Below are 11,903 nucleotides of genomic sequence, written 5' to 3'. Positions count from 1 at the left end.
ATTAATACCTCCATGGTTAGAACAATCTTCCAGCATTCATCAGCAATTGTTCGATTATTGGGCCTAAAGAAAGGGCAGGGAAAAATGTTAAAGCACCAATTATAAGCACTATTCCTACTAAAAGGACTGAAAATAATGCATTGTCAGTAGGAAATGTTCCTACACTGACAGGAACAATCTTTTTATTTGCCAAGCTTCCTGCAATGGCCAGCGCTGGTATGATGACGCCAAACCTACCAATAATCATTGCGATTGAGGTGATTAAGTTGTAAAAAAGTGTGTTAGAGTTAAGTCCGGCAAAAGCACTTCCATTATTTCCTGCTGCCGAAGCAAATGCGTACAATATTTCACTTAAACCATGTGGACCATGATTTAGTAGGACACTTGTGCCAGCTTTTGTAACCGATGCAATAGCACTTCCTATAAGTATTGTGGAAGCCGGTATTATGATGGCCAATATTGACATCTTCATCTCGTATGATTCTATTTTTTTTACCGATGTATTCAGGTGTTCGTCCTACCATAAGACCTACGATAAAAACTGCTAAAAAGGCATCTATTAGCATTGAATAAAGCCCGGAGCCAACACCTCCAAATATGACTTCTCCAAGCATTATTTGAAGCATTGATATTAGTCCACCTAAAGGTGTCATACTGTCTAAAGAAGAATTTACTGCTCCACAAGATGCGGCTGTTGTGACTGTTGAGAATAGTGAAGAACCAGCTATTCCAAATCTGACTTCTTTTCCTTCCATAGCAGATGGACCAGTTATATTTATGTGGTTTATGATTGGATTGCCGGTTTTTTCTGAATAATATGTCGTACCCAACATGATGACAAATAAAATAAGCATGGCACTAAAAATAGCCCATCCTTGCCTTGTGTTTTTTACCATTTTACCAAATGCATATGGCAATGAAGCTGGTATAGCAAGTATTGCCAGCATTTCTAACATGTTTGTAAGTGGCGTTGGGTTTTCAAAAGGATGTGCGGAATTTGCGCCAAAAAAGCCTCCGCCGTTTGTTCCCAACATTTTAATTGCTTCCTGAGAAGCCACAGGACCCATTGCTATGACTTGCTTTAGTCCTTCTAATGTATGTACTTTAATATAGCTACTAAAGTTTTGTATTACTCCCTGTTGTGTAAGGATTAAAGAAAGAATTAATGAAAGAGGCAAAAAAATCCATATTATTGATCTTGTGATATCCACCCAAAAATTGCCTATATCTTTCGTGGAATGTCGCATTATGCCTCTAATTAAAGCAATCGCAACAGAAAGTCCGGTAGCAGCAGATAAAAAGTTTTGAACTGTAAACCCTAACATTTGAGTTAAGTAACTTACGGTTGTTTCACCACTATATGCTTGCCAGTTTGTGTTTGTTACAAAGCTTACTGCTGTATTTAAAGCAAGATGCCATGATAAAACTCCAGGTAATTTTTGTGGATTTAATGGCAATTTGCCTTGTGATACAAGTATAATAAAGAGAAAAATTATGCCTAAGAAATTAAATGTAAGCAATGACAAAGCATACTCTTTCCAATTCATTTCATGGCTTTCATCTATACCTGTAATTTTATAGACAAATTTTTCGATTGGCTTTGCCACAAAATCAAAAAATGTATGCTGATTGGTAAATACCTTTGCTATATACGAACCAAGTGGAATTGTAATTATCACTAAAAGACATATAAATATTAGCATTTGTAAAATATCATATATCATACTAATCCTCCCTGACACTTATCATAATTCATCAGCTTTTAATAGCATGTAAACCAAATAAAAAAGTATTACAAGTGATATTATGCCACCTAAAGTAAATTCAATATTCACTGCAAACTCCTCCTTAAAAAATAAAATAATCAATGCTTTTAGGCATGAGTAAATTATAATACACGGGAAAATAAAACAAAAGTTTCATTAAATTTTCATTAAAAAATTATCCATATTATCAAATCCCTTTATATTAAATTATCTCACTAATACACATAATTATCACATTTTTTCACGTTTTTTCGCAGGAATCCTTTATTGACTTTATATTTTCTGAAAATTATACTTTAACTATTAAAAGGTGAAATATATGCAGGTAGGTGTATTTAATGTTTAAGACGTTAAAAAGCAAGATATCGATTGTTTATTTAGTGCTTGTCGTACTGGTATTGATAGTCGGAATAATATCTGGCATTAATATGTATTATTTAAGCAAAACTATAGATGGTTTAATGATTGATAACTATAAAAGCATAAAAGCTGTTAATTTGATGAATGAGGAATTAGAAAATCAAAACAATGCCATACTGACATTTATATATGATGACAGGCAAACCGCCATAAAGCAATTTAATCAGGACAATTCGGTGTTTTACAATTGGTACAATGTAGAAGCAAACAATATAACAGAAAAAAATGAAGGCAATTATGTCGATGAGATAAAAAGTGCGTATGTGAATTTTACGACAAGCGTTTCATATTTGCAAGGGATGCCACCAGATGATAAAGTTGGCATGTTGAACTATTATAATATGAAGATAAAGCCTAACTATGAACATATAAAAGATCTCTTAAATTCCCTTGCCAAATTAAACGAAGATGCTATGTTTAAGAAAAAGACTAATGCGACGTTGGATGCAAAAAATTCAATGTACACGATTTTGTTAGTTACACTTTTAGCAGCTATTTTCGGATTCATAATATCTTTAATATTTACCAATAGATTTTTAAAGCCAATGGAATATTTGATAAAATCTATAAGGGAAGTAAAAGAAGGGGAACTTGATCAAGTTATATCAATTAAGACGGATGATGAACTGGGTAAATTAGCAGTAGAATTTAATAACATGATAAGAAGACTTAAGCAATATGAAGAAAGTCAATTAGGCAAGATAATTGATGAGCGCAACAAGACATTGTCTATAGTAAAAAGTATAAATGACCCTTTGTTAGTGCTTAATTCAGATTATAAAATAATATTATTAAATGGTGCGGCGGAAGAGTTATTTGGAATCGAAGAAAAAAATGCGATTGATAAGCATTTTCTTCTGTCTGTTAAAGATGAGAAGCTTTTTGAGCAAATAAATGCAATTGTTGATTCAAAATTTAATATTAACAAGGTTGAGCAGGTTAAATACGGTGATAAATATTATGATGTTACAATCACCCCAATAAAAAATTATAAATCGGAAATATCAGATATACTGTTGGTTTTTCACAACATTACTGAGTTTAAGGAGTTAGATCAAGCAAAGGACGATTTCATATCGATAATTTCACATGAGTTTAAAACACCGTTGACATCCATAATGATGGGTACAAGCATGATTTTAGAAGAAAAAATAGGTGCGATTAATGATAAACAAAGAAGTACACTCGTGGCAATCGAAGAAGAAAGTGAAAAGCTTACTGAATTGGTTAATGAACTAATCGAACTTACTAAGATTGAATCTGGCAAAGAGATGTACAACTTTAAATGTTGTTCTATATTTGGAATAGCGCAAAATACTGTAAAGCCGCTATATAATATTGCAAACGAAAAAGGTGTAAATCTTACTAATACAATTGACGAAGATATGCCATGCGTATATGCCGATCCAGAGAAAATAACGTGGGTCTTAAACAATCTCATAACAAATGCTTTGAAGTACACTGATGCAGGTGATGATATTACAATCAGTGCGTCGGTTGATGGCGACTTCATGCAAATTTCTGTTAAAGATACTGGTGCAGGTATACCGAAAGAATACAAAGATAAAATTTTTGATAAGTTTTTTCACGTACAAAATGATGATGAATTTGAGATTAAAGGTACAGGATTAGGACTTGCTGTCGTAAAAGAGATTGTAGAGGCTCACGGTGGAAAAGTATGGTGTGAAAGCGATATAGACGTAGGAAGCAATTTCATGTTTACACTTCCTATATGCGATGAAAGAGGGTAAATCTTATGAAGAAAGTTTTAGTTGCAGATGATACTAAGAATATTAGAATGCTTCTTACTACTTGCCTTGAATCAGAAGGATATAATGTTATAACGGCTAAAGACGGTGAAGAAGCGCTTAAAATATTAAAAAATGGGGATGTAGAGCTTGCGTTTATAGATATTAAAATGCCGCTTTTAAGTGGCACCGAAGTTTTAAGAAAGATAAGGTCTTGTGGGATAACAACGCCGGTCATAATAATAACGGCATTTGCCACGATAAAAAATGCGATTGAGTGCACAAAATTAGGTGCTGTAGAATATATACAAAAACCATTTACTGTTAAAAGAGTCAAATCTGTTTTGGAAAAAATGATTGATGAACATGAAAAAACGAAAGAGAATGATACAAATAATTTAATAAACGAAATAGAAAACTTAATTGATAATGATAATTTCATCGAAGCACTGGACATGCTTAAAAAATCTAAGGTCAATCCAGACGATCCGAGATTTTACCTTTTGTACTATAAGATATACGATGGCTTAGGTGATAAAGAGATGTCTGACAAATTTTTGAAGGCATATAAAATTTTCAATGAAGGCTAAAGTATGAAATTATAAAGTCGTCTTATGTCAAATTATTGTGCTTTTGGTTAAATAGTGTATAATATCATTAAGGAAAAATTTCACTATATAGATATTTATAGACTAGATTGTTGGGGGTACTTGATGATGAAGGCTATTTATCCAAAAGAAATTCTAATTGTAGAGGACAGTAAACTTAATGCACAAGTAACGGCAGATATTTTAAGAAGATATGGATACAAGACTGAAATAGTATTTTCTGGGGAAAAGGCTATTGAAAAAGTAATAAGCAGTGAAAAAAGTCCAGATTTGATTTTGATGGATATTGAGCTTAGTGGAAGGATTGATGGCATAGACGCTGCAAAAATAATTGGTCAGTATAAAGATATTCCAATTATATTTTTGACTGCTAATGCCAATAGAGAAATAATGGGAAAAATAAAATCTGTTTCGGCATATGGTTACATTTTAAAGGGTGTCGATGAAAGTGTCATTGTTTCTCAAATCGAGATGGCTTTTAACTTGTATGAGGCCAGGAATGAGATCAAAAACAGAGAAGAAATGTTTCATAGTATGTTTGAAAACCATGATGTAGCTATGATGTTGGTTGATGCTGAATCAGGACATATAGTTTATGCGAATAAAGCTGCTTGTGAATTTTGCAGATATCCTAAAGATATTGTACAAAACATGGATATTAGAGAAGTTGCAGATTTTTTTGGCGAAGACGAATATGAAAACTGCTGGGAAATGCTTAAAAGAGGCTGCAACCCATGTGTATGCATACAAAATGGAGTTAATGGAAGTGAAAAAATAGTAAATGCGTATTCGACAATTATAGATTATCAAGATAAGAAATTAATTCATCTAATAGTATTTGATATTACTGAAGAATGGGAAATCAAAAGAAAACTTGAATTCTACAGAAAACTTTTTGAAGATTCTCTAAATGAAATTTATATATTTGATGCTGAGACTTTAAAATTTATTTTTGTAAATCGTGGAGCAAGGAATAATTTGGGTTATTCTGAAGAAGAACTTAAGAAGATGACTCCTGTTGATATAAAGATAGAATTTACGCTGCAAGGCTTTAAAGAGTTTTTAGAGCCTCTTTTAAATGGTGAGCAGATGCAATTAAATATTGAAACGATGCACCGAAGAAAAGATGGTTCATTATATCCGGTGGGAATCCATATAGAGCTTATGGAGTATGATAATGAAAAAGTCTTTGTGGCATTTGTAGCTGATTTGACGGAACAAAGAAAAATTGAAAATGATCTTATGGAGAAAAATGAAATTTTGAATACTATAACTGCTTATGCCGGTGATGCTATTATAATGATTGATGGGTATGGCAAGGTTACTTTTTGGAATCCTGCGGCAGAAAGAATATTGGGCTATTCAAAAGATGAGATATTAGGTAAAGAGTTGCACTCATTTATGATATTAGATGAACAATTGTATAGTTCTTACGAAAAGGCGATTGAAAAATTTCGCCAAAGCGGTGAAGGAAGCATTGTTGGAAAAACAGTTGAAATGAAGACTGTACATAAAAAAGGTCATGAGATAGATGTGGAACTTTCGCTTTCTGTTGTTAAAATTAATGGTTCATGGCATGCGATAGGAATAATACGAGATATTAGCGAGCGCAAAAAGTTTGAAGAATTGCTTTATTTAAGATCAGTTACTGATCCACTTACAGGTATATACAATAGGCGTTTCTTTATGGATGTACTTGAAAAAGAAGTAGAAATGACAAAAAGGAATAAAAAGCCTTTTTCGCTCAGAGATTTCGCATTTAAAAATTTTTAGAGTGATAGACACGTTGATTTATAAAATTTAACTAAGAGCAGCTAGAAATATGTGATTTTCCGTTTTTTACTGGAAATTGAAAGAAAAAATTTGCAAAATAAAAGCATCCTTTCTATAATATGTTTTGCGATAACCTAAATAGAAAGGATGCTGATAAAATGAACAAAAGTTATTTAAAACAAATGCTTATCTACTTCTCTAAGATATACCATCTTGGAGAAAAAATCAATACCCTAAAAGATAAAAGAGCAAAATCTTCAGTAAAAATTTCAACAGTTACCTTTGTAGTATTATTTGGATTTATACTTCAAATAAGGAGTTTTAATAGGTTGGAACATTGGCTTAAAAAAGGTAAATTTAAAAAAGTATTACCTAAAAAGACTAAAATTCCTCGTATTGACACTATTAGGCGTGTTTTAAGTAATTTTGATTTAGATGGCTTAAATGAACTTAATAATAGTATAATCAAGACAAGTACAAAAAATAAGGTTTTTAGAAAAGGAACTATAGATGGACTAAAAGTCGTTGCAATAGATGGTGTAGAGTTATTTGAAAGCACTAATAAGTGCTGTGATAATTGTCTTACACGAGTCCAAAAGGACGGGATTACTCATTACTTTCATAGGTCAGTAATATGTGCAACTGTAGGTTCTGATCCACATCTTATCATAGGTCAGGAAATGCTTGAACCTAAAAGAGATGCTTCAGATAAAGACGAAGGAGAAATCACAGCAGGCAAGCGTCTAATTAGAAAATTGCATAAAGAATTTCATCATTTTGCAGACATTATAGTAGCTGATGCATTATATTGCAAATCTACTTGGATTAAAGAAGTATTATCAATAGGGATGGATGCAGTAGTAAGGGTTAAAGATGAAAGACTTAATATAGTTAAGGATGCACTTGGTTTATTCAAGTGTCGAAAAGCAGATAAAGAATGGACTGTTAAGAAAAAAAGTAATAATTATATTAAAATAAAGGCCTGGGACGAAGACAATTTTCAAATGCCTAATTCCGACATAGAAGTAAGGTTTATAAAATTTATAGAAGAAATACATAGCTCAGGCAAAGTAGAAATAAAAGAATCATGGATAATAACTACCTCTAAAGTTACTTCAGTAGAAACCCTATGGAAAATAATACATAAAAGATGGGAAATTGAAAACAATGCTTTTCATCAACTAAAAACAGAATGGCATTTAAATCACTGTTTTCTGCACAGTCCTGAGGGTGTAGAAACTGTGTTAATGTTTATAATAATAGCATTTAATTTGATGCAATTATATTTCTTCAGGTGTATAAGAAATTTTAGGGAAAAGCATATGCTTCAAATAGATATTATTGAAGATATAAAAGATGAGATATTTATCATAGAAACTGGATGGAGTAATCCACTGTTTGTGAAGACATAATTTGAAACAAAACTGGAAATTCATTATTAAAATTCATGGGGTAAGGGGAAAGTACAACTTTTTTAGCATCTAAATGGATTTACTATTACCATATATTCAACTAGATGTAAAATATAAAAATTCTTGTAAAGATAAATTTTTTGCTGGAATTTTGATGCGAAATCTCTGTTTTTCGCTTATCATGTTTGACTTGGACCATTTTAAAAATGTCAATGATTATTTTGGACATGCAGCAGGTGATATGGTGCTAAAAAGAGTCGCTGAAATTGTAAAAGAAAGAATACGCAAAACCGATTGCTTTGCTAGATGGGGTGGAGAAGAATTCATCATCCTTTTGCCTGAGACTTCTTTAAATAATGTTTCAGATATAGCAGAAGTATTGAGACTTAAGATCAGCACTGCAAAATTTGACGATGTTGACAATGTGACAGCAAGCTTTGGAGCGACTGACTTTAAAGAAAGCGATAATATTGATACAGTACTCTTAAGATTAGACAATATGCTTTATGAAGCGAAAAATAATGGACGAAACTGCGTGTGTGCCGGGTAAGGTAGAAACAGAAGAGAAAGTTGGTTAATTGGTTAACCTGCTTTCTCTTTTTAATGTGCTCCTGGTATAGGCGATAACTTGGCAGTGAAAGTCCGCTGAGGGCTTGGTAGTGTGAACCACTATGTGGTGTCCAGCATGAGGCGGAACATGAAGTAGCTATATAATACTATTGATTATTGATAAGCTTTCATAAGTTCAGATACTGTCACAAAAGAATATCCTTTAGATCTAAGTTTTGTAATTATCTGTGGCAATGCTAACAATGTTTCTGAATTGCCTTCATGCATAAGAATGATTGAGCCAGAAGATGATTTTGATACAATTGTATTAATTATATTTGGTATTCCGGGCCTTTTCCAATCATCTGGATCAACAGTCCAAAGCACAACATGAAGTCCCAGTGCATTTGATATTTTCACGAGAGTATTATTGAACGCTCCATATGGAGGTCTAAATAAATCGGGTTTTACTCCTGCTACGTTGACAACAATTGCCTGCGTCTTGTAAAACTCGTCAATCATCTGCTCAGGTGACATTAGAGGCATATATTTATGACTGTATGAATGAATACCTATTTCATCGCCGTTTTCTGCAATATATTTAAGTAAATTAGGGTTTTTTTCCGCCATTTTTCCTACAACAAAAAAAGTCGCCTTTATATTTAAGCTTTTTAAAACATCTACATATTTTTTAGTAAACTCTTTTGAAGGTCCATCATCAAATGTAAGCGCCAGCAATTTTTTAGCTTTTTTGTTACCGCTGAATATAGGGGCATTAAGAGGTATTGGGCTTTCAAAGAGTTCGTTTCTGTTGCTTCTGTCCACCAGCGACAATATGTCATTGTCAGATATTGCGTTTGATGATATTATAGATGTAATTTTACTTGTACTACTTTTACTCGGATACTCTGTAGTAGCAACAACAGTTGTTATTGGCTTGTTGCTTGTTTTTTTAGTCTTTATCTTAGATACAATTTTAGCAGATTTGACACTGCTTGCGGAATTATGTTTGAAAAATAAGCTTTTTCCATAAAAAAGAATAAATCCTATTATTACTAATAGCAGAAAAAGTAAGATAGCTGATTTTTTTGATTTAATCAATGTCATCATTTATCACTCCGATGCGCTAAACAAAAGATTACTCTTATAGCATAAACCAAATCACTCTAAAAATCAATTGTGAACCTATTCCATCCTATAGAAGATGGAACTTGCTACCATATATAGGACTAGAGATTTCTGTGAAGCCTTCGTTAAAATACTTTATTGGGTAATTAACAAAAAATTGATGTCTTCTATAAAAATTTTAACAGTTTTGCCGATAAAAAAATAAAAAGATTGGAGGTGAAAATATGGCAAGCTATCTTGATACAAGTTATATGTATATGATGTACCCTTATTACAGCGACTACAGCTATCTTTTTAATACGAGCAATCCATTGACTTCACTATCAAATATTTCTTCTGACAATATATCTCAAATCGCACAGCAAGCATTGTACACAGATATGGAGAACCAACAGTTGCCAATGCAATCGACAAATGCCCTTGTCATGTTGAATAGTTACGCAAATAATTTGGCTGAAACAGCGTCACAGTTGCAACTTACATCGCCTGATAATGTTTTTAACCAGATGGTCGCTACATCCAGTGATCCAAATTCCATAAGTGTATCAGCTCAACCAGGTGCAACTGCTTCTACCTATAGTGTTACTGTAAATCAGCTTGCCATGGCACAACAGAACAATGGGACAAGTTTGTCAAGCAATAGTGTTACAAGCCTTACACCTGGAACATACAGCTTTACGGCACAAGTAGGTGGGCAACAGTATAATATATCTTTCAATGTCAATCAAGGAGACACTAACCAAACTGTCTTAGATAATATGGCTCAAGCAATTAACTCTGCAAATATAGGGATTACAGCCATTGTAAATAACAATCCATATCTTGGTACGAGCCAGTTAGAAATAAATGCAAATAATACTGGAACAAATAATGCATTCACGTTGACAGATGTCAGCGGCAATGCAGTTTCATATACTGGCGCAAATACAGTAACAGTAGAAGCAACAAACGCAAATTATACTATTAATGGAGTAAGTGGTACATCTCAAACAAATACCGTCAATGTTGACAATAACAACTTGACCATGACATTTAATAAGACTGTAAGCAATGCTACAGTGACAGTGGCGCCTGATACGCAATCCATAAGCGACAGCATAAATAATTTTGTCAATGACTACAACGAGATGTTAACATATGTGAATCAGAACCAGCAATATATAAGTCCTCTTGTTGCTTCAGAGCTTACTCAAAGCTATGAATATCAGGCATCAAATTTACAAGCCATTGGAATTACTCAAAATCCAGACATGACTCTTTCGATAGACCAAAATACTTTAAATAATGCAATACAGAACAATTTTAGCACTGTACAAGCAGCCTTTGCTGGATTTGATGGATTGGCTGTAAATGTAGGTCAATTTGCTGGGCAAATAGCTGAAAGTCCTCTTACAGACTATGCAAATGAAACGATGTCTTTAGTCAATAACAATATGGGAATTTATGATTCAACTGGAATGCTTGATGCGTCATTAATTCAAACAATGCTGATGCCATCTGGTCAATTTATAAATTCATTAATTTAACAATAAATTTAAGAAATTTCCCACCTCTAAAAGATGGGAAATTTCTTATATAGCATAAAGATTTAACGATTTAAATGAAAATTTCGTATATACCCAAAAAAACAATTAAAATACCTGAAACTAATGGTGCATAACTGCCAAACGCTTTGGCTAAGTAAGTATTGCCTATGATAAAACCCAAAAGAATGGATAATAAACTGAAAATAATTGTTAATAATGTAGTAAAATATATGTTAAGTCCTGTAATGCTTGCTCCAATTCCCAAACCTAAATTGTTTATTGTTAAACCAAAAGCAAGAATAATAGATTCTTTCATATCTATATATTTTAAATTATCATTTCCTTCTATTTTTGAATTAATCAGGATTTCGTAATTATTCTTAAAGTCAAAAGTATCTGTTTTCCGTTTCTTATAATAGTCTAAAATAAACCATAAGCCTAACATAATAAGTATAAGACTGCCAGCAATATTTGATATGTTTGATGGTAAAAATCTATTTATAAAGAAACCTATAAACATCGATAAAAATGTACTAATGCCAGATACTAAAGCAATTAGAAGATTACTTAATATTCCGATCCTTATTTTTTTTATTCCATATGCTATGGCCACAGGAGCCCCTGATGGAACACCAATTCGCGCCGCTGCAGACGGAATTGTCAGTTATTCAGGTTTGATGGAGGGGTATGGAAATGTAGTAATAATTAATAATGGAAACGGAATATCTACGCTTTATGCACATAATGAAAAATTACTTGTTGTCGTTGGTCAACGAGTGTCAAAGGGAGAGGTTATTGCATATTCCGGGCATATAGGATGGGCTACAGGTCCTCATTGTCATTTCGGCGTTTACGTTAATGGTATTCCGGTTAATCCATTGTTATACTTAAAATGAAATGCTAATTGAAAAAATAAATGTTTTAGGTAACTGAGGAGATTTATCATGCTTGATAGAAAACTTATAAAAAATTT

Annotated in this window: 10 protein-coding genes and 1 pseudogene; 7 read left to right on the top strand and 4 right to left on the bottom strand. The window is 32.7% G+C overall.

Features of this window, described 5'->3' with window-relative positions; genetic code table 11:
* Positions 1–16: 16 nt before the first annotated feature.
* Both JJQ93_RS13080 and kdpA read right to left on the bottom strand, forming a co-directional pair.
* Positions 17–466 carry a potassium-transporting ATPase subunit KdpA gene (locus JJQ93_RS13080; protein ID WP_274894068.1) on the bottom strand — a complete coding sequence of 150 codons (450 nt, stop codon included), beginning with the start codon at positions 464–466 and terminating at the stop codon, positions 17–19.
* Complete coding sequence (gene kdpA, locus JJQ93_RS06005) at positions 348–1,724, bottom strand: potassium-transporting ATPase subunit KdpA (protein ID WP_274893088.1); 1,377 nt, start codon at positions 1,722–1,724, stop codon at positions 348–350. Before kdpA ends, JJQ93_RS13080 begins: the two co-directional genes overlap by 119 nt.
* A 380-nt stretch (positions 1,725–2,104) precedes the next feature.
* Here kdpA and JJQ93_RS06000 point away from each other — a divergent pair, with 380 nt between their 5' ends.
* The 5 genes and pseudogenes from JJQ93_RS06000 to JJQ93_RS05980 all read left to right on the top strand — a co-directional run.
* A complete protein-coding gene (locus JJQ93_RS06000; protein WP_274893087.1) occupies positions 2,105–3,937 on the top strand; it encodes an ATP-binding protein in 1,833 nt (610 codons plus the stop codon).
* A gap of 5 nt (positions 3,938–3,942) precedes the next feature.
* Positions 3,943–4,524: a response regulator gene (locus JJQ93_RS05995; protein ID WP_045410556.1), complete on the top strand. Its 582-nt coding sequence runs from the start codon at positions 3,943–3,945 to the stop codon at positions 4,522–4,524.
* Between the two features lie 126 nt (positions 4,525–4,650).
* On the top strand, positions 4,651–6,315 hold the full coding sequence (locus JJQ93_RS05990) for a GGDEF domain-containing response regulator (RefSeq protein ID WP_503010259.1): 1,665 nt from the start codon (positions 4,651–4,653) through the stop codon (positions 6,313–6,315).
* A 158-nt stretch (positions 6,316–6,473) separates the two neighbouring features.
* Complete coding sequence (locus JJQ93_RS05985) at positions 6,474–7,727, top strand: transposase (protein ID WP_150201018.1); 1,254 nt, start codon at positions 6,474–6,476, stop codon at positions 7,725–7,727.
* 169 nt (positions 7,728–7,896) lie between these two features.
* Positions 7,897–8,277, top strand: a pseudogene (locus tag JJQ93_RS05980) (GGDEF domain-containing protein); the annotation flags it as partial.
* A 173-nt stretch (positions 8,278–8,450) separates the two neighbouring features.
* Here the strand turns inward: JJQ93_RS05980 and JJQ93_RS05975 are convergent.
* A complete protein-coding gene (locus JJQ93_RS05975; protein WP_274893086.1) occupies positions 8,451–9,386 on the bottom strand; it encodes a polysaccharide deacetylase family protein in 936 nt (311 codons plus the stop codon).
* A gap of 242 nt (positions 9,387–9,628) precedes the next feature.
* On the opposite strand from JJQ93_RS05975, the gene fliD reads away from it, so the two are divergent.
* A complete protein-coding gene (gene fliD, locus JJQ93_RS05970; RefSeq protein WP_274893085.1) occupies positions 9,629–10,930 on the top strand; it encodes a flagellar filament capping protein FliD in 1,302 nt (433 codons plus the stop codon).
* 70 nt (positions 10,931–11,000) lie between these two features.
* Here the strand turns inward: fliD and JJQ93_RS05965 are convergent, their stop codons facing one another.
* The gene (locus tag JJQ93_RS05965) at positions 11,001–11,375 is read right to left on the bottom strand and encodes a manganese efflux pump (RefSeq protein WP_350494222.1); all 375 of its coding nucleotides are present in this window, start codon (positions 11,373–11,375) and stop codon (positions 11,001–11,003) included.
* A gap of 31 nt (positions 11,376–11,406) precedes the next feature.
* Between JJQ93_RS05965 and JJQ93_RS05960 the strand changes: the two genes are divergently transcribed.
* Complete coding sequence (locus JJQ93_RS05960; protein ID WP_274893083.1) at positions 11,407–11,826, top strand: M23 family metallopeptidase; 420 nt, start codon at positions 11,407–11,409, stop codon at positions 11,824–11,826.
* Positions 11,827–11,903 lie beyond the last annotated feature (77 nt).

This window comes from Thermoanaerobacterium sp. R66 (genome assembly GCF_028895185.1).
Taxonomy (GTDB): Bacteria; Bacillota; Thermoanaerobacteria; order Thermoanaerobacterales; family Thermoanaerobacteraceae; genus Thermoanaerobacterium.
This window is presented reverse-complemented; position numbering and strand designations above follow the sequence as displayed.

Coding starts and splice junctions, on each gene's coding strand:
- JJQ93_RS13080 (WP_274894068.1), bottom strand. CDS start 466: ATGTCAATATTGGCCATCATAATACCGGCTTCCACAATACTTATAGGA.
- kdpA (WP_274893088.1), bottom strand. CDS start 1,724: ATGATATATGATATTTTACAAATGCTAATATTTATATGTCTTTTAGTG.
- JJQ93_RS06000 (WP_274893087.1), top strand. CDS start 2,105: ATGTTTAAGACGTTAAAAAGCAAGATATCGATTGTTTATTTAGTGCTT.
- JJQ93_RS05995 (WP_045410556.1), top strand. CDS start 3,943: ATGAAGAAAGTTTTAGTTGCAGATGATACTAAGAATATTAGAATGCTT.
- JJQ93_RS05990 (WP_503010259.1), top strand. CDS start 4,651: ATGAAGGCTATTTATCCAAAAGAAATTCTAATTGTAGAGGACAGTAAA.
- JJQ93_RS05985 (WP_150201018.1), top strand. CDS start 6,474: ATGAACAAAAGTTATTTAAAACAAATGCTTATCTACTTCTCTAAGATA.
- JJQ93_RS05975 (WP_274893086.1), bottom strand. CDS start 9,386: ATGATGACATTGATTAAATCAAAAAAATCAGCTATCTTACTTTTTCTG.
- fliD (WP_274893085.1), top strand. CDS start 9,629: ATGGCAAGCTATCTTGATACAAGTTATATGTATATGATGTACCCTTAT.
- JJQ93_RS05965 (WP_350494222.1), bottom strand. CDS start 11,375: ATGTTAGGCTTATGGTTTATTTTAGACTATTATAAGAAACGGAAAACA.
- JJQ93_RS05960 (WP_274893083.1), top strand. CDS start 11,407: ATGTTTGATGGTAAAAATCTATTTATAAAGAAACCTATAAACATCGAT.